This window comes from Paraconexibacter antarcticus (genome assembly GCF_024220175.1).
GTDB classification, from domain to species: Bacteria; Actinomycetota; Thermoleophilia; order Solirubrobacterales; family Solirubrobacteraceae; genus Paraconexibacter; species Paraconexibacter antarcticus.
The window spans coordinates 1,644,198-1,662,790 of the sequence record NZ_CP098502.1 but is presented as its reverse complement, the minus strand read 5'-3'; the positions used below and the strand labels follow the sequence as shown (position 1 = coordinate 1,662,790).

The 18,593-nt window shown below is 71.3% G+C and carries 13 protein-coding genes; 6 read left to right on the top strand and 7 right to left on the bottom strand.

What is annotated here, in order from left to right; all coding sequences use genetic code 11:
- The first annotated feature begins 197 nt into the window (after positions 1-197).
- Genes NBH00_RS08250 through NBH00_RS08225 form a run of 6 tightly spaced genes read left to right on the top strand, consistent with a single transcriptional unit; the run spans position 198 to position 8,466 of the window.
- Positions 198-1,526, top strand: coding sequence for an MlaD family protein (locus tag NBH00_RS08250; protein WP_254572859.1), 1,329 nt, complete (start codon positions 198-200; stop codon positions 1,524-1,526).
- Positions 1,523-2,962: an MlaD family protein gene (locus tag NBH00_RS08245; protein ID WP_302182720.1), complete on the top strand. Its 1,440-nt coding sequence runs from the start codon at positions 1,523-1,525 to the stop codon at positions 2,960-2,962. The genes NBH00_RS08250 and NBH00_RS08245 overlap by 4 nt, the downstream gene beginning before the upstream one ends.
- The gene (locus NBH00_RS08240; protein WP_254572857.1) at positions 2,959-4,326 is read left to right on the top strand and encodes an MlaD family protein; all 1,368 of its coding nucleotides are present in this window, start codon (positions 2,959-2,961) and stop codon (positions 4,324-4,326) included. Before NBH00_RS08245 ends, NBH00_RS08240 begins: the two co-directional genes overlap by 4 nt.
- Positions 4,323-5,783, top strand: a complete 1,461-nt coding sequence (locus NBH00_RS08235) for an MlaD family protein (RefSeq protein WP_254572856.1) — start codon at positions 4,323-4,325, stop codon at positions 5,781-5,783. The genes NBH00_RS08240 and NBH00_RS08235 overlap by 4 nt, the downstream gene beginning before the upstream one ends.
- Positions 5,780-7,060 (top strand): MlaD family protein, encoded by a 1,281-nt coding sequence (locus tag NBH00_RS08230; protein ID WP_254572855.1) that lies wholly within the window; start codon positions 5,780-5,782, stop codon positions 7,058-7,060. The genes NBH00_RS08235 and NBH00_RS08230 overlap by 4 nt, the downstream gene beginning before the upstream one ends.
- The gene (locus NBH00_RS08225) at positions 6,964-8,466 is read left to right on the top strand and encodes an MlaD family protein (RefSeq protein ID WP_254572854.1); all 1,503 of its coding nucleotides are present in this window, start codon (positions 6,964-6,966) and stop codon (positions 8,464-8,466) included. Before NBH00_RS08230 ends, NBH00_RS08225 begins: the two co-directional genes overlap by 97 nt.
- A gap of 68 nt (positions 8,467-8,534) precedes the next feature.
- On the opposite strand, the gene NBH00_RS08220 is transcribed toward NBH00_RS08225, so the two are convergent.
- From NBH00_RS08220 to NBH00_RS08190, 7 genes are all read right to left on the bottom strand, one after another.
- On the bottom strand, positions 8,535-9,290 hold the full coding sequence (locus NBH00_RS08220; protein WP_254572853.1) for a DUF4386 family protein: 756 nt from the start codon (positions 9,288-9,290) through the stop codon (positions 8,535-8,537).
- On the bottom strand, positions 9,287-11,650 hold the full coding sequence (locus NBH00_RS08215) for an MMPL family transporter (protein ID WP_254572852.1): 2,364 nt from the start codon (positions 11,648-11,650) through the stop codon (positions 9,287-9,289). The genes NBH00_RS08220 and NBH00_RS08215 overlap by 4 nt, the downstream gene beginning before the upstream one ends.
- A gap of 71 nt (positions 11,651-11,721) precedes the next feature.
- The gene (locus NBH00_RS08210) at positions 11,722-13,089 is read right to left on the bottom strand and encodes an MlaD family protein (protein WP_254572851.1); all 1,368 of its coding nucleotides are present in this window, start codon (positions 13,087-13,089) and stop codon (positions 11,722-11,724) included.
- Positions 13,086-14,357 (bottom strand): MlaD family protein, encoded by a 1,272-nt coding sequence (locus NBH00_RS08205; protein ID WP_254572850.1) that lies wholly within the window; start codon positions 14,355-14,357, stop codon positions 13,086-13,088. The genes NBH00_RS08210 and NBH00_RS08205 overlap by 4 nt, the downstream gene beginning before the upstream one ends.
- A 4-nt stretch (positions 14,358-14,361) precedes the next feature.
- Positions 14,362-15,750: an MlaD family protein gene (locus NBH00_RS08200; RefSeq protein ID WP_254572849.1), complete on the bottom strand. Its 1,389-nt coding sequence runs from the start codon at positions 15,748-15,750 to the stop codon at positions 14,362-14,364.
- Entirely contained in the window at positions 15,747-17,048 is a 1,302-nt protein-coding gene (locus NBH00_RS08195) for an MlaD family protein (protein WP_254572848.1), read from the bottom strand. Before NBH00_RS08195 ends, NBH00_RS08200 begins: the two co-directional genes overlap by 4 nt.
- On the bottom strand, positions 17,045-18,559 hold the full coding sequence (locus tag NBH00_RS08190) for an MlaD family protein (RefSeq protein ID WP_254572847.1): 1,515 nt from the start codon (positions 18,557-18,559) through the stop codon (positions 17,045-17,047). Before NBH00_RS08190 ends, NBH00_RS08195 begins: the two co-directional genes overlap by 4 nt.
- Positions 18,560-18,593 lie beyond the last annotated feature (34 nt).

Here is an 18,593-nt window from a genome sequence, read left to right as displayed (position 1 = left end):
GCCACCGCCGTGAACGGCCGCTCATCAACGCCTGACCCCTGCGCGCGGGACGCAACGTCTTTTTACCGAGCAGCTATTAGCAGCGGCATAGCGACCTCAGGGACTCTCGTTTGCTGGCCGTTCGCCCCGGCCAGCTTCTGCCCACCGATGGTTCGTCTTTGCTTTCTGGGTGAGTGATCGTTTAGGTTCGTTCCGGGATGGCGCCGCACACTCGATCACCGGCCGCGGCGTGCGCGGCAGCTGCGCTGGCTTGCGCAGCGGTCGCCGCCGTGGCTCTTCTTGGCGGGTCCAACGCACAGCACTTCGACTTGCGGGTGGCCAACGCCGGGCAACTCGTGAAGGGCAACCTCGTGAAGGTCGGCGGCTTCAAGGCCGGCCTTGTGGAATCAATCGATCTGGCCTCCGACAACCAGGCCATCATCCGGATCAAGGTCGATGACACCGACGTGCTCCCCCTGCACGAGGGGACGCGTGCGGAGATCCGCCTCAGCTCCCTGTCGAGCGTCGCCGGTCGGTACGTGTCGCTCCTGCCCGGCCCGAACAACAAACCGAAACTCGACGACGGGGCCACCCTCGCGGCGACGGACGTAAGCGCGCCGGTCGAGCTGGACCAGCTGTTCTCCGTGCTCAACGCCGAGACCCGCCGGGCGTTCCGCTCAGCGCTCAGCGGATCGGCGACCATCTACCGCGGCCGGGCCGCCGACGCCAACCGGGCCCTGCGCGCTCTGAATCCCGCGCTCACCGAACTCGCGACCACCGCGCATGAGGTCGGCCGTGACGACGCCAACCTCGAGCGTTTCCTCGTGCAGTCCGCCAGCGTCATGACCGTCGTGGCCCAGCACAACCCGGAGGTGGACTCCGCGCTCCGGGATGCCTCCACCACGGCCACGACGCTAGCTGCGAAGCGACGCGATCTACAAACCGCGCTCCGGCGGGCCCCCGGAGCGTTCGGCCAGACCACCGCCACGCTCGAACGTCTCGACGCCACGGGCCGGGAGCTACAGCCCACGCTCCGCCTCGCGCGCCCGGTGGCACCCCGTCTCGCCACACTCATCCGGAACCTGCACACCCTCCTTCCTCCGGCTCGGACGGCCCTTGCCTCCGCGGAGCGGCTCGTCCCGCTGACCATGACGACGTTGCGCACCCTACCCCGGCTCAGCCGCACCGGGGCGCCCGCCCTCCGTGAGGCCGCGCGCGCGCTCACCGACGTCGCGCCGATCGTCGCCGGCACGCGGCCGTACGTCCCGGATCTCATCAACGCCTTCACCGGCACGTTCGGCGGCCGGAGCTTCGGGTACTACGACGCCAACGGTCATTACGGACGGGTCCGGCCGATGATCTACGCGGGCTCTACCCAGACACCGGGCATCCTGTCGTCGCTGCTGGGTGTGTCCGTGGCCGGGAAGTCCGAACGGCGCAACCAGTTGGCGCGCTGCCCGGGCGCCGCTACGGGCCCGGCCGCGGACGGCTCGAACGCCTCATTCGCGAGCCCGGGGGTCCCTTGCGACGCGGGGTTGTTCCCGTGAGGAGCCGGGCGATCCCCGTCATCGCCATCGCCGCGACGGTCGCCGCCGCGGCCTGGCTGCTGGCGACGGGCTCCTCCCACGAGGCCTCGCGGGCCGGAGAGGTCGCGGCGACCTTCGACAACGCGCAGTTCGTCGTGCCCGGCGAGGACGTCAAGCTCGGAGGGGTCGCGATCGGCCAGATCGCCTCGGTGACGCTCGACCCGTCGATGCGCGCCAGGGTGGTCCTGAAGCTGGACCCGCGCTTCACCCCGTTCCGCGCTGACGCCACCTGCAGCATCGAACCGCAGTCCCTGATCGGAGAGCGCTTCATCCAGTGCACCCCGGGCACGCCCACCGCGCCGCAGTTGCCCGTGATCGACGGGCTCCCGACGGTCCCGGTGCAGCGAACGAGCGCTCCGATCGACATCGATCTCGTCCTGGCCACGTTCAAGGCATCGCGGGCGGAGCGACTTCGCCTCGTGCTCAACGAGCTCGGAGCTGGGTTGGCCGGCCGAGCCGACGACGTGAACGCCGTGGTCCGCCGCGCCAACCCTGCCCTGCAGCAAACGCGCCAGATGCTCAAGGTGATCCAGGGACAGCGAGCGCGGATCGCCCCGCTCATCCAGGACGCGAATGACACCCTCACGGCGCTGGACCGCGGGCGCGACCACGTCGCCGCCTTCGTCTCCTCCGCCCGGCGGACAACGGAGATCACCGCCCGGCGTCAGCGTGATCTGCGGTCCGGGTTGCACGGGCTACCGGCGCTGCTGCGCACCTGGCGGCCCGCCCTGAGCCGATTCGGCGACACCGCCCGCGCCGTGCGCCCGATCGTCGCGGACCTGAGCGCCGCCGCCCCCCAGCTGAACCGTCTGGCCATCAGCCTGCCCGCCTTTGCGCGTGACGGGCGCCCGGCGCTGGACCGTCTGGCCTCCGCATCGGCTGCCGGACGCCGGGCGATCGCCCCGTCGCGGCCGATCGTACGCCGCCTGCGGACCTTCGCCCGCACCGCGCGCCCGGTCGCGGAATCGCTGCGTGTGCTGGGCGAGAACCTTCGCACCCGCGGGGTTCTGGAGGGCGCGACGGAGTTCCTCTTCAACGCCACCGGGATCCTCGCCCGCTTTGACAAGGTCAGCCACATCGCCGTGGCCGAGGCCATCCTCAACCCGTGTGCGGTCTACGTCGCCTACCCGACCCCCGGGTGCGACGGGCACTTCGGCGGCGACGTCCGTGGCCAGCCACGACGCACGCGAGAGCGGCCCTCTCGGGTGCCCCCGGCAACCGTTCCCGCACGCCCGCTGGCCACCGTCAAGCAGTCGGCCGCTTCCCCGCCGTCGGCGCAACAGCCGCCGCCCTCGCAGCTCAGGATTCCGGGGCTGCCCGACATCCCGCTGCCACCGCGGATCAGTGACCCTGCCAATGCGGTCGGCGACCTCCTCGACTACCTCCTTTCGCCATGAGACGTCGCCCGGGGTCCTTGTCCATCACCGCGAATCCGGTCCTGGTGGGTGCCGTCACCGTGCTCGTCGTCGTCGTCGCGGTCTTCCTCGCCTACAACGCGAACAACGGCCTGCCGTTCGTCCCCTCCCGGCAGCTCACGGTCAGCCTGCCGGATGCCGACCGGCTCCTAGTGGGCAACGAGGTCCGCATGGGGGGGCAGCGGGTGGGGATCATCAAATCGCTGAGCCCGCAGGTCGACTCCCGCGGCCGGGTGTCGGCGAAGGCCGTTCTCAGCCTCGAGACCGGAGCCGCACCCTTCGCCCGCGACATGGGCGTCCGCGTACGGCTGAAGTCACCGCTCGGGCTGAAATACCTGGAGCTCACCCCCGGCACCGCACCCGGTGACGTCAAGCGCCTGGACCGTCGCCACCAGGCGCGCCCCGTCGAGCTGGACCAGGTGCTGAACACGTTCGACGCCAGGACCCGCCGCGCCACACAGGGTCTCCTCCACGAGCTCGGAGGCGGCCTGGCCGGACGCGGCCCCGACCTCAACCTCGCGCTCTCCGCCTTGCCGCGCGCCGCGCGCGGCCTCGCGCGCGTCACCCGGGGGCTGGCGCGTCCGTCCACCGACCTGGGCGGCTTCGTGGTGGGCCTGGCCGACATCACCCGGACGTTGGCGCCCGTCGCCCCGAACCTGGCTCGGACCTTCGCCCACCTCAACCGGACGCTCGAGGCGGTCGCCACCGAGCACGGGTCGCTGGACGCGACCCTGCGGGAGTTGCCGCCGACGGAGGTCGTCGGAACCCGCGCGTTCGCGGTCGCCGCTCCGGTCCTCTCCCGGACCGCACGCCTGGCGAGAGCCCTCCGCGGGGCGACGCCATTGCTGCGGCCCGCGGCCGGCCGGCTCGCGGACGTGACCACCTCTGCTCCCGCGCGCCTGCGCGCGTCGCTCCCCCTCTCCGCCGAGCTGTCCCATACGTTCACCAGCCTTGACGAGCTGGCCAGACGACCGGCCACGCTCGGTGCCGCGCGCCGCCTTCAGCCGGTCGTGCGGGAGCTGCGCGGGCTGCTCCCGGACATCCTGCCGTTCCAGATCGACTGCAACTACCTGGGCCTGTGGATGCGCAACGTCGACTCCGGCACCACGGAGGGCGATCGCAACGGCAAGTGGTTCCGCTTTGCACCGGTCGCCCCGGTCGACGAGATGCTCCAGCAACCACGTCCGGTCGCCAACCTGCACGTCAACCCGTATCCGACGATGCGCACGGACGACTGCGAAGCCGGCAACGAGCCCTACCTGCCGGGCCGCCGGATCGGCACGCTCCCCGGAAACCAGGGGCCGACGGAGCTCACCTCACGACCGGCCTCGGTGCGCGGCCGATGAGACGCCACGGACAGGGCGCGAGCCCGTTCCGCGTCGGTCTGCTCGTGATCGTGATCGTGATGGCGGGCTCCTACCTCGCCTACACCAAACGCTTGCCGTGGGCGCACGATTGGCAGGTCTCTGCCGTCGTCAGCGACGCTCAGGAGCTCACCAAGGGTGCACCGGTCCGCATCGCCGGCGTCAACGTGGGCAAGGTCGCCTCCGTACGCCGCGGCCCGGCCGGAACCGCGCTGGTGACCATGAACGTCCAGGCCAGCGGGCGACCGCTGCACCGTGACGCGACCCTGACGATCAGGCCGCGGCTCTTCCTCGAGGGCAACTTCTTCGTGGATCTGCGTCCCGGCAGTCCAAGCGCCCCGCAGCTCAACGAGGGCGACACGATCCCCCTGGCCCAGACCGCCACCGCAGTGCGGATCGACAGCGTCCTGCGAATTCTGGGCACCGACGTCCGCAGCCAGCTGCAGGACGGCGTCCGGGAGTACGCGGCCGGCCTCAGCCATGGCGGAGCCGCCGGGCTGAATCGGGCCTTCCCCGTCGCCGAGCCGGCGCTTCTGGGCCTTGCCCGAACCGCGTCGGCGCTTCGCGGCGAGCGACGGGACGACCTTCCGACCTTCCTGCGCGAGTCGGGCCGACTGGCGTCAGGCCTGGCGCGCAACGAGGCCGCCCTTGGCGCCCTCATCTCCGGGTTTGCGCGCACCGTGAGGACCACGGCCGTGCACCAGCAGGCCCTCGGAGAATCGATAAGCGAGTTCAACCTCCTGGCTTCGCAGGCACCGCCCGCGCTGGTGGCGCTCACTCGGGCGCTGCCCACGGTCCGGCGCCTGGCCATCGACCTGCGCCCGCCCCTGCGCGCCGCCCCAGGTGCACTCGACGCCTCACGGCCGTTCCTGCGGCAGGTGTCCGGGCTCGTCCAGCCCTCCGAACTCGCCGGGCTCGAGCGTGACCTCAGCCCTGCGCTGCGCCAGCTGCAGGCGATCGCGCCGCCGCTCACCGGCCTGCTGGGGAAGGTCGGCCGCGTGAGCTCGTGCGTCAGCGACCACGTCGTCCCGGTCCTGCGATCCAAGATCGACGACGGTGACCTCAGCAGCGGCGTCCCGGTCTGGCAGGACCTCGTCCGCGGCGCGGTCGGGATCAACAGCGCGGGGCAGAACTTCGACGGCGACGGTCCGGATGTGCGCTTCAGCCTGTCGGAGGGCGACCAGACCTTGTCGCTCGGCCGCGGTCCGTCGACCGGGGATCTCTTCGCCCGGGGCCCGCGTCCGCTGATCGGCTCGCGCCCACAGATGCCACCGGCGCTGCCGCCCCAACGACCCGACGTCCCCTGCCGCGGCCAGGACGTTCCCAACCTCGCCACCAGTGTGCTGCCCACTCCTACCGCGCCCCCGACGGCCGCACCGGCGCTATCGGGTAGGCAGATCCGGTCGCTGCGCGCGCTGTTCGCCGGGAAACAGCGATGAAGGTCATCCGCGACAACAAGCTCATGGTCTCCGCGATCGTCGGCCTGGTCGCGGCCGCCGCGGTCGTCGGCGGGTACATCCTCGTCCATCAGCGCCTCCCCCTCCCCTGGAAGGACACCTACAAGCTCAACGCACGGTTCATCTCCGCGCAGGCGGTCACACCAGGCCAAGGACAGCAGGTCGCCGTCTCAGGCGTGCCGGTCGGTGAGATCAGCCGGGTCAGTCTCGACAACGGTGTCGCCGTCGTGCAGATGACCATCGAGCGCAGCAAACTGAAAGCCGTCCACGCCGACGCCACCGCGCTCCTGCGCCCCAAGACACCACTGCAGGACATGCAGGTCCAGCTCGACCCCGGCAGCCGCCGAGCCCCGACGCTCCCCGACGGCGGCACCCTGCCCGAGCGTGCCACCACCCCCCAGGTGCAGCTCGACGAGGTCCTGGCCAAGCTCGACGACGACACCCGCGCCTACGTGACCGTGACCGTCGACGCCATCGGCCGCGGACTGCATCACCGGGGCGAGAGCCTGCGGCGCCTGCTGCAGACCGTCGGCCCCACCCTGCAGGCCACCAAGGACGTCACCACCGCCGTCAACGCCCGCCGCACCGACCTGCGCCACCTTGTCGGGGCGCTGCGCCGCGTCACCGAGCGGCTCGGTCCCAAGGACGGCGAGGTCGCCCGGCTCGTGACCGCGGCCAACAAGACGTTCGGGGCGATCGGCACCGAAGACGCTGCGCTCGGCAGCTCGATCGACCAGCTCCCGGCCACGCTCCGGGAGACGCGGCGAGCCCTGGCCCAGGCCCGGCCGCTGGCCCTCGAACTGCCCACCGCGGTGCGTCGCCTGCTCCCGGTCACCCGGGCGTTCACGCCTGCGCTACGCCAGGTCCAGCCGCTGCTGCGCGACGGTGCGCCCGACCTGGCCAAGCTGCGCGGCTTCGTGCGCGATGCGCGTCCGCTGGGTCGCGAGGCGACCCCCGCGCTCACCGATCTCACGGCCCAGACCCCGGACCTGACCCGCACGTTCGGCGTCGTCGAGGAGCTCGCCAATGAACTCGCCTACAACCCGGCAGGCAAGGAAGAGGGGTACCTGTTCTGGCTGGCCTGGTTCGCGCACAACGCGTCGTCGTTCGTCTCCACCGGTGACGCCAACGGCGCCGTCTGGCGCGGCATGATCGCCGTTTCGTGCAGCAGCGCGGACGTGTTCCCGAAAAATCTGCCCACGGTCGTCGGGGCGTTGCTCGACGCGGTCCGCGTCTGCCCGGACGCGGCGAATCGCTGATGCAGAAGACACCGTTCAGCACCGCCCGGATTCTCACGATCGTGGTGTTCTCGCTGAGCTGCTTCGGGCTCCTGCTGTTCCTCTGGATCAGCTTTGGCGGCTCGACTCCACTCCAGGCCCGCGGGTACCGGGTCACCGTCGACATCCCCGAGGCTGCGACGCTGGCCAGCCAGGCCGATGTGCGCATCTCGGGTGTCAGCGTCGGCGAGGTGGTGAAGCTCGAGCGGTCCCGTGACGCCACCCGGGCGACCCTTCAGATCCTGCCCCGCTACGCCCCCCTGCATCAGGACGTACGCGCGACGCTGCGCTTCAAGACGCTGCTCGGCGAGACCTTCGTCGAGCTCACGCCCGGCTCCCGGTCAGCGCCGCCGATCGCCGAGGGCGGGCGCATCCCGAGGTCGGCGGTCCTGCCCACCACCGAGGTCGACGAGGTCCTGAGCACCTTCGATCTCCCCACGCGCCGGAATCTGCGCGCCTGGCTGACGGGCTGGTCGACGGCGGTCCGCGGGCGCGCCGGCGACATCCAGGGCTCGGTGGCCGGCCTGGCGCCGCTCGCGCAGGACGGCGGGGACGTCCTGGCCCGCCTGGACGCCCAGGGCCGTGCCCTGGACTCCCTGGTCCGAAATGCGGGGGCGGTGTTTCGCACCGTCGGCGCCCGCGAGCAGGAGACCCGCCGGCTGGTGCTCGCCTCTGAGCAGCTGTTCGCCGCGACCGCCACCCGGGGCCCCGACCTGCGGGCCACCCTCCGGGCCGTGCCGCCGCTGCTGCGCGCCGCGCGCCCGGGGCTTGCCGCCCTGGAGGGGATCTCACGAGAGGCCGACCCCGTCGTCCGGGCCTTGGAGCCGGTGGCGCCGCTCGTGCGCCCGGTGCTCGCCGGGACGATCCGGACCGCCCCGCAGGTCCAACGGGTCATCGGCGACATCGGGCAACTCTCCCGCACCGGGCCGAGGGACCTGCGAAGCCTGCGTCCGGTCCTGCGAGCGGCCGGACCGCTCACCGGCGCGCTCTACCCGTTCGCCCGCGATCTGATCCCTGTTGCGCAGTACGCATCGCTCTATCGGCAGGAGCTCATCTCAAGCTGGCCGGCGATCGCCGCATCGTCCCAATTCGTCACCCAGCGACCGGGCCAGAAGCCGCTGCACTACTTCCGCGCCGTGCTGCCGATCACTGACGAGAACTTCGTCGTCGCCGCTCAGCGCTCAGGAACGACCCGCCCCAACGCCTACGCCCCGCCCCGCTGGCTCGATGGGCTCAGCACCGGGCTGACGTCGTTCGACTGCCGGCACGCATCCAACCCACGAGGGTTCGTCGGCACCGGGAGCCCGCCCCCCTGCGTGACCGCGCCGCCGACCCGGTTCCAGGGGCAGCTGAAGTCGTTCCCGCAGCTGCAACGTGCCGCGCCGTGAACGCGACCTGCAGGGTTCCGGACCGCCGACGCGCCCGCGGGCGCGGGTCGACGCCTTCCCGGTCAGCCTCAGCGCGGCGGCGCACCGGAGCCGGGCGCCGGCGTCCACGGCTCCGCCGCCCCGGTGCGCCAGCTCAGCGGTCGCCCGCCCGGCCAATAGCCCATCGACAGGAGCGCGACGCTGGCCAGCCAGCCGATGTAGAGCGCATCGCCGACCGCCAAGAACGTCCCGGTGACCGCGGCCAGCAGACCCCACGTACCCAGGAACGGCGTGATCAGCCCGGCACGGTTCGCACGCAGCGACGTCATCGCAAGCCACGAAGCGAAGAGCAGCCGCGACCCGATATCCAACCAGCGCGAGACGGTCAGCACCGAGCTCGCGTCGAGCGCCGCCTTCTCCGTGCGGCCACGGTAGCCGCCCTCGACGTACGAGACGGCGGCGTGGTGCAGTCCGACCCACCCGATGATCGTCGAGGCCGCGATCACTGCCGAGGCGAGCAGGCCGACGGTGAGCAGGCCCCGGGGGACCCCAGGATCCCGGGCGCGGAGCACGGAGTGGAAGAAGGAGATGATCGGGATCGTGGCGAGCACCGAGACGCTGCGAAGGAACGCGGCGACGAGCTGGCGCGTGGCGTGAGCGTCGAAGACCTTCAACGTGCCGCTCCCCGACGGGTCGCGCGCTGCCGCGGCAGACGCGAGCACCGAGACCAGCGTGAGCACGATGGCGACGAACGCGAGCGCCCCGACGATCCGCCCGACGCGGCGCTCGCGCATCAGCCGGCGATTCACGCATTGCGACGACGTTCCGGGGATCGACGTGCTCATCTAGCGGTTGTCCGTGCGATGCGAGGCCGGTCGGGTGGCGTCACACGTTTCGGAGCTGACGCAAGCGCCGCGGCGAACGCTGGGACCAGTGCCAGCGCGAGGGCGGCGGCCGACACGACCTCGACCGCGGCCAGCCCGCCGAACTGGCGCAGCACCGGCACCGGGCTGATCAGCAGCACGCCGAAGCCGAGCCCGACGGTGCTCGCGGAGACGAGAACCGGCGCACCGACCCACCGAACGGCGGTGCGACCTGCCTCTTGAGGATCGGCTCCGAGTCGGCGTTCAACCTCCATTCGCCCCTCGACGAGGATCGCGAACTCGATCGTGATGGCGACCAGCAGCGGCTCGAGACTCGCTGAGAGCGGCGACAATGAGACGCTGGCCGCGGCCATAATTGGTGATGAGGCCCCCGCAGCGGTCGCGGCGGGGAGCACGACGACGAGCGCGCGTCTCACGCCGTATCCGAGAAGGAGCAACACGACTGCGATCATCGCGATGGCGGCGAGCAGAAGCCAGGGCCGCCCGCCTTCGATGCCGCGTACACCGGCCACGACCGTCGGCGCCAGCCCTCCGGCTGTCGCCTTCACGCCGGCGGGGGCCGACGCCAGCACCCGATCCACCCGGGTTTGCAGCCGGTCCAGCCCAGCGGCGTCGGTGACCGGTGCGCCGAAGCTGAACTCGGTCAGGCGATGATCGCGTCGCAGGATCGCGCCGACCAGATCGGGCGGCGCGACGCGCAGCAGCTGCGCGGTCCGTGTCCCGTCCGGAAGGCGACCCCCGGCGGTGGCCAGGTCCGAAAGGCTGGGGCCCGCGCGGAGCCGTGGGTCGATGCGCTCCACGCGCTGCGCCGCCCCGCTCATCCAGCGCACCACCGCCGGGCTGGTCACGTCATTGGCGCGGACCGCAACGCGAATCTGGCCGCTGGAGCCGAAGACGCGACCGGCGCTTTGGGCGCGCTCGAGCTCCGGCAGCCCACGACTGGCGAGCTGATTCGGATCACCGGAGATCCGGACCGACGACGCCGACGCCATACCCGCCACCGACACCACCGCGGCGATGCCCACGGCCAGGATGCTCCCCCGCCTGGGCCACCGCAGCACCGAGGGCATGGTCAGCGTGGCGGACCCCAGCCCCGGACGGTCGAGCACCAGCAGCAGCGGGGGGGCGAGCGTGAGGGTGGCGATCAGGGCGCAGATCGCACCGATCGCGAGCACGGCACCGAGCCGCTGCACCAGCGGCACGGGACTGAGCAGCAGGACGCCGAAGCCCGCGGACATCGCGATTGCCGCTCGCGCGAGCGTAGAACCGAGTCGTGTCACTGCCCCGCGGATCGCTTCCGGCGGTGCTGCGTTACGTCGCTCGATGCGGTAGCGCGCCTCCAACTGGACGACGAAGTCCACGCCGAGTCCCAGGATCACGGGAAGCGCGGCGAGGGTCGCCGGCGTGAGCTCCAGGCCCAGTGGCCAGCCCGCGGCCGCTGCGCCCGCGGCGGCCGCCAGGCCCGGGAAGAGCAGCAGCGCGCGGCGCTTTCCGGCCCGCTGCACGAGCACGAGCACGAGCATCATCACCAGGGCGACGACCGGCAGCAGAACGAGCAGTTGTCGGCGGAGCTGATGGGCCACCGCAGCGGCGACCAGCGGCGCGCCGGCGACCTGCACCGACAGCCCCGAGCGGTGCGCCGCCGCGGCAGCGGACTCCAGGCTGCCGGCCACGCGGCGCACCTGAGTCTCGGAGAGCCCACGCTTCAGGCGGACGACGACGACGGCGTGGCCGCGGTCCGGGAGGAGCCACCGCAGCCGGCTCTTCGGGGCGCCGCCCGGTCCGAGGGTGAGCGCCTGAACGAACACGCTGTTGGTCAAGGACGGCAGGCCGAGGAACCCGAACTGCGCGAAGAGCTTCTCGTATTGCCGGCGCATCGGCCCGAGGGTGGCCAAGCGGACCTCACGGTCGGCGGCGTCGGCGGTCGCCGCGTTCGCGTGCAGACGCTTGGCCAGCGCGCGGGCTCGGTTGGCGGCGCGATCGGCCCTTGCGGCCACCGGGCCCAGTTCGACCCGGACGATCCGTGCGATCTGCTCGATCGTCGCGGTGACCAGCGTCGCGGGCCCGAAGACGCTCGAAACCCCGCTGAGCCTCCGGACGCGGCGTTCGAGGACGTCGAGCGCGGCCATGCCCTTGGCCGCGAGCGTCTGCTGCAGATCACCGGTGACGACGAGCGCCACGGGCTCGCTACCGAACGCACCTTCCAGCTCGGAGGTGGCCCGCCCGGTCGGACTGCCGGACTGGGTGAAAAGCGCCGGCGAGGCGTTGGAGTGCAGCTGGCTGGCCGCGAGCGCGCACAGCACCACGACGATGACGCCCACCCCGAGCGTTCGCCGTGGGCTCGCGCTCGCCAGCCGCGCACATGCCACCCGCACCACGAGGCGTCGAGGTTTCAGGGCAATGCCTGCACGCGCGTGTACTTACCGTCCGAGCGGGGCGGCGCGTCCGCGCTCCCGGGCGGCGGGTAATAGTTGGTCCGCAGCCCGCCGATCTCCTTCAGCACGCCGGTCTGCAGGAGTGCGTCCTCGAGCTTGACCAGCTCCGGTGGGGTGGCGGCCAGCGACGCAGGGCTCACGAGCAGCTGGACGCGCCCGGAGTTGATTTCGTGATGAGGTCCCTGGACGTTCGGTGGCTCCAGGCCACCATAGAACTGGAAGAGTGAGCCCATGTTGGCGGCGAGCGCGGAGAGATCCCGCCTGTACGGCTCGAGGTAGTTGAGCATCGGCACGACCTGCCGGAGCACGGGTCCGAGCGCGTCGGTGACCGGGGTGGCCGCGCTCGTGAACGAGCGTAGCTGCCTAAGGAGGGGGTCGGTGGCGTCGAGAGCTGCCGGCAACCTGGCGGCCAGGCGGCGGGCGTCGGCCGCGGTTGGGCCGAGGTCTCGGATCACCGGCTGTAGTGCGACTGCCGCGGTCAGGAGGTTGTCGGAGACCGGGGTGGCGGTCTTGGAGAGGTACTGGACCGCTGTGACGGTCTTGCTCACCTGTGGGAGGGTGGGCCTCAGTTGGGTGATGGAGGCGCGGAGCGCGGCGTCGCGGGCTGAGACGGCGCTGGCGGTGCGGTGCATGGAGGTGACGAGCGACCGCAGTTGGTCCTGGCGCCGGCCGAGGGCGTCGAGCACTTGGGCGCCCTGGTCGATGACCGCGACCAGGTCGCGGCGTTGCGCGCGCAGGTCGGAGACCACGGGCACACCCAGGTCGACGGCGTCGCCGAGGTCGGCGAAGGTGCGGTTGATGTCATCCCCGCGCCCGTCGAGTCCGCGGCCCATGCCGCGGATGGTGCCCTGAACGGCCTTGCGGGTGGTCGGATCGAGCGTGTTGAGGATCTTGTCCAGTGGCACGGTCTCACGGCTGGCTTCGGCGCTCAGCATGCCGTTGGCTGGGACGCGTCCCGCGGCCGGTGTGCCCGGGTCGACGTCGAGGTAGCTCTCTCCGAGGAGTGTGCGCAAGCGCGTCTGCACGCGGGCGTCGCGGTAGATGTGGTCGTGTTCGCGTTTCAAGGCGATCGTGATCAGGGACCGCTGGCCGCGCGGCTGGATGTCGTCGATCGTGCCGACCTTGACGCCTGATGTCCGCACGTCTGATCCGGCGATCAGCTGCAGCGGCTCGTCGACGAGCACCGATACCTTGTAGGGCTGCGCGGAGATGCCGGCGATGCGGCCGCCGGCCAGCAGCGTGTACATCCCGGTGAAGATGACGATCACCACGACGAAGAACGTGCCGAGTGCGACGATCTTCGGGATCCGCTGACGGGGGCTCATTTCGTGCCTCCGGCGGCGACCTTGCCGTAGCACGGGCCGAGTTTCTTCCAGCCTGGCTCGTTGACGGACGTGCCGATCGCGAACAGGCCTTCGCCCGCGGTGGCGCGTGCGACGACGCGATAGCCGTCGTAGAACTTGGCGAGCGACATGCTGTTGGCGAAGAAGTTCTCGATCGGGACAAAGCACGGAGGGAGCTTGGCGGTGCTGTGGTCCAGCGACGGGGTCTCCCTGCGGAGGACCTTGACCGCACCGGTGACATCGCGGGCGGTGGCCGGCAGGATCTTCGCCACGGCGCTCAGGCGACGGACTGGGTTGGCCAGGGCGTGAAGGGCCGGCGTGCCGCTGTCGCTGAGCTTGATGAGCGCGTCGAGCGCGGGCTTGAGGTCGTCGGCCGGCGGGACGAGCGCGCGCAGCGCAGGGTCCAGGTGGTTGCGGGCCTGCTCGAGCGAGCCCGTGGCGCGCTGCAGCGCGTTGATCGTGCTGGGGAGGGCGCGGATCGTCTGGTCCAGGGGCCTGTCACGGTGGGCGAGCTCGGTGAGGACCGCGTTGCCGTGGCTGATCACGCCGGAGACCTGCTCGTCGCGGCGGGCGAGCTCGCGGCCGAGGATCCCGGTGTTGTGCACGAGCCGTTTGAGCTGGACGTGACGGTCGGCGGTGATCTCGGTCAGGCGCTGCAGCGCCCCGAAGAACGGGGTGAACTCGGCGAGCGCGGCGCGCAACTGATGCCCGTTGTCCGGAAGCCCGCGGCCGAGCTCGTCGATCAGTTGCGCCATGCTTTGGCGGGTCGGCACGTTGAAGACCTCCAGCACCCGGGAGATGTCGACCGGCGAGGCCGTGCTCGAGGCCGGCAGCACGGTCTCACCGGTCAGCCGTCCGCTCGCCGGGGTGCCGCGGTTCTCGACCTCGACGTACTTGTCGTCGAGGGGCGATACGGGGCGCAGGCGGAGTTTGGCGTTGCGGTAGAGCGGCCCGTGCTTCTTGTCGATGCTGAGGGTCAGGACCGCTTGGTCCCCGCGCAGCACGGCCTTAGTGACGACGCCGATCTTGATGCCGGCCAGGCGGACCTGGTTCTTGCCCGGGGACACGCCCTTGGCGTCGGTAAACGCGGCCCGGACGGTGTAGGTCTGCTCCCAGGGCTTCTGGAAGGTCAGGTTGCGGAAGAGTCCGACGGCGGCGACCGCGGTCAGGACGAAGGCGATCGCGAGGAGCAGCAGCGGCGTTCGAGCGCGCTTGAGCTCCAGGCGGATGCGGTCACGGTTGAACGGCATCTGCTCAGCCTCCTGTCGTGACGGCCGGATCGTTCTGGGGATCGCGGACGAGCTGGTGACCGGGCTGGGTGAAAAGCGTCGCCAGGTAGTCCTTGAGATCCTGACACACGACGAGCTGCTTGGCGGTGGGATCGGTGAACATGGTCTTGCACGGCAGGGCGGGTGCCGCCGCTTCGCCCGCCCCGGCTTCGAACTGGACGAAGGCGCCTTGGGCGTCGGTGGTCGCCAGGAACGCGGATCCGGCGGAGAGCGTCGGGCCCAGCAGCTCATAGACCTTCATCTTCAATGCCTTGTTGTCGCGCTCCAGGAACGGCAGGACCTGGTCGTGGACCCGGGCGATCGTGGGCTTCAGCCCGGTGAAGGTCGCGCTCGCCTCGGGTGCGAAGCGGCCACCGACCTCGGTCAGGGCCGGGTTCAGGCGTCGCAGGAGCGTCTGCGCGTTGCGCAGGACCGGGGTTGCGGTGTCGAACAGCTGCCGCGTGGTGGTCGCTGCCTCGTCCAGGCGGCGGGCGCCGGGTCGCAGGCGCGCCGTGACGTCGTCGAGCGTGGGCAGTGTCGTGCGCAGGTTGATCATGGTGCGCCGGGTGCTGTCCAGGGCCGCGGGGGCGGTGTCCAGGATCGTGCCGATGTCCGCGGCTCGGGCGGCGGTGACGGCGAGCGTGGTGCGGCCTGAGTCGATGAGCCCAGCGAGGTCCGCGCCGCGCCGGTCGATGGCGTGCATCCACTTCGAGGTCTGGGCCACGAGCACCGGGAGGTCCCCGGGGTCCTGTCCGCGGATCGGGGGCAGCCCGTTCGCGATCGGCGGCGAAGCCTTCGCCAGGGCGTCGAGAGCGTTCGTGGCGTCGTCGCCGGCGAAGCCGCCGTCGGTGGCGCCGATGATGCGCTTCAGCCCGGTGCGACCGGTGGCGTCCAGTGGGCTCAGCGCCTGGTCGAGCTCGACCTGGTTGCTGGTGTGCGCCCGGGGTATCGGGCCGTTGAGTGTCGGTGCGCTCGGCGAGCCCGGATCCAGGTCGACGTAGAGGTTTCGGCCGAGCAGCGTTCGCCACCAGATCGCCGCGCGAGCGTCGTCGTGGAGGCTGACCTTGCCGTCCTGCAGACGCAGCTGGACCATCCCGCCGCGTCCGGAAGACGGCTGCTGGATCTTCGAGACTTTGCCCACCGGGATGCCGGCGACGCGAACCGGGTTGCCGACGCGCAGGGAGGAGACGTTGTCGAACTGAGCCCAGACCGTCGTGCCGCTCTTCGGCCAGAACGGCAGACCGCGGTTGACGGCGGCGACGATCAGCAGGATCAGCGTGAAGAGGGCGATCGTGCCTTTGAGGATCTCCCGCGGACGGTGCTGACCGGGTCGGTGGACGAAGCGACGGGGGCGGGGGCGTGTGCCGGCGGTCATTTGTTCTTCAGGAACTCGTAGCCGGCTTCGCATGGCGCCGGGTAGGGGTTTGAGTGCGTGAGCGGCTGCTTGTCCTTGTAGGTGCCGAGGGCCTCGTCGTTGCCGATGGTCACGGTGGCGCGGAGGTAGTTGAGTCCTTCGTCTCCGAGGGCATCCATGCCGGCCCAGTGGCCGAGGAAGTTGCGGAAGTCGCAGGTTCGCGGCCCGAGTGTCGTGACGATCGGCAGTGCCGGTTTGAGGGTGGCCGACACCAGTGGCAGCTGGGCGTTCAGGTGTGCGGCGAGCGTGACCGTCGGGTCGGTCGCTGCGCGGGCGAGCTTCAAGGTCGGCGGGACGCGTCGCAGTGCGGGGCGTGCGGTCCGCATGAACGCGCCGGTGTCGCGGAAGGCGGCCGGTGCGGGCTTCAGCGTGGCAGTCAACTGATGCGTCAGTCGGCTGATGCTGACCAGCAGCGGGTCGGTGGCGCGCAGCCCGTTGCGGACGGTGCTCAACGTCACCGGCGCCGCCTGCAGGGACGCGCGCCAGTCGTCGGCGCGATCGGCGAACGGGGCGAAGGACCGGGCTGAAGGGTCCAGTGACGCGGCGAGGTCGGGGGCGACGGGTGCGAGGCCGTCGAAGGCGCGGGCCGCTCCGTGGACGAACCGGGCCGGTGAGCCTGGTCGCGCGTTGACGGCGGCGGCGGTGACGGCGATGTCGTCGACGTATCCCGGGGCTTGGGCGAGGAGCTTGTTGACGTCCTCGCCGCGTCCGGCGACGCCCTTACCGAGTTCGTCGAGGAGGGTCTGGGCGCGGGTGCGGGTGCGGCGGTCGAAGGTCGAGAGCACGTCGTCCAGCTGCACGGTGCTGCTGCTGCTGTTGCCGACGCCGCTACCGATCCGTGCCCCGTCGGCCAGCAGCGCGCCGTGCTGGCCCGGGACGATCTCGACGTAGACGACGCCGAGCAGGCCACGTGGACGCACACGCAGGATCGAGTCCGTGCGCAGCGGCCGGATGCTGGTGTCGAGTTGGAGTTCGGCGACGGCACGGCCGTTCTGAATGCGCGCGTGAAGCACCTGGCCCACGCGCTTGCCGTCGAGCTTGACGTCCGTGTGGCTGACCAGGCCGTCGGCTCGGGCGAACTGACCCTGGAGGGTGTAGTAGCTGTGCAGCGGCAGGCCGTTCGGCGCGAAGTAGCCGATCAGGGCGAGCGCGAGGAGCACGACGACGCCCGCTGCCCCGGCCGCGAGGACCACCCACCGCGGCGTGGTCTTGCTGACTTCCCGCCGGCGTGGGGAGTGGCGTGCGAGCCTGGCGATCATGAGCCGAAGAGGTAGTCGAGAAGCGCGGGGATGTCGGAGCCGGATGTGGCGCCGTCCGGTGCCTTCGGGTCCGGCGCTGCACCGTGCTTTGCTCCGCTGAGCAGTCCGCTGACGGCGTCGCCGAGAGCCTTCTTGGGCGTGGGCTTCGGCGCTGGCGGCTGCCCGTTACACGCGCCACCGCCGGGCAAGGCGGCGGGCGGCCGCTTGCCGCCGGTGAGCTGACCGAGGACGCCGTTCACGCCCTTGGTGACATCGCCGAGGGCCTTGCACACCAGCGGCTTGACCGCGGGCAGCTTGGGCTTCGGGATCAACGATTGGGGCGTGGAGGTTGGGGATGACGCGGGAGCCTGCGGGCGCCCGTTCTTGCGTTGCTGCGGCGGGTCGTTGGCGTTGCTGCCGGAGAGGACGCGGTCGGTGATCATCCGCACGGTGTCTTCGGTGATCGTGATCTGGGCGCCGAAGAGATGGCTGAGGCCGTCGGATCGGGCGGTGACGCGCGCCCAGGTCTGCAGGAAGTACAGCGCGTCGTCGGCCAGGCCCTTGTCGAGCCCTTGCACGAGCGGGTCGGCCTGCGCAAGCGTGGCATGCAGCTTCTTGGCGACCGGTTGGAGCTTCCGGAGGGTCGGCTGCACGCCACGGGCGAGCTTGGCCAGGTCGGGCGCGGCCGCTCGGGCCTTGTCCAGTGTCGGGGTGGCGTCGCGGCTGAACTGCGGCAGGGCCTTCAGGGTGCTGCCGATGGGTGCCGCGGAGCGCCGCAGTTGGTCGGCTGCGGGCTGCAGGTTGGTCGACGCCTGCTCCAGGAGGCCGAGAGATCGACGCAACTGAGCGAGGGCGGAAGGTGCCTGTCCGACCGCTGCGCCGAGCGCAGCACGACGATCGGCGGTCGCCTGCAGGGCCCCGTCGGCCTCCTGAACGAGCTGGCCGAGCTCGTGCCGGCGTGGGGTGAGGGTCGAGATGACGCGGTCGCCGGCGTTCACGACGCGCTTGAGGCCGGCGGTGTCGGCGGTGGCCTGATCGAGGACCTGCCCGAGCTGGTTCATGCCGTTCGGGAGTGAGATCAGCAGACGCCGAACGGCGTCGCCGCGGCCGGTGAGGGCGGTGCCGCCCTCAGCGAGGATGATGCGCAGCCGTGCCCGGGTGCCTGAGTCAAGGGTGTTGAGCACGTCGTCGAGGTCGACCGGGGCGGCCGCGTCGGCTTTGACCCACGTTCCCGACGGCGCGGGCCGGTCGGTGTGGCCGGGCTGCATCTCGATGTACTTCTCGCCGAGGACGCTGACGCTGCGAATGCGGGTCCGGGCATCGAGCCCGACCGGGGCGGCGGACGGGTCCATCTGCATCGTGATCTCGGCCGTGTCGTCACGCGCGAGTTTGACGGCGGTCACCTTCCCGGCGCGCACGCCGTCGATCTTCACGTCTTGGTCGGCGACGAGGCCGTCGGCGGTCGCCACGCGCATCTTCAGCGTGTACGCCGACTTACCGGAGCCGGCGAGGACGATGATCGCGGCGAGCACGGCGAGCGCGAGCAGGAGCGGTGCGAGGAGCCGG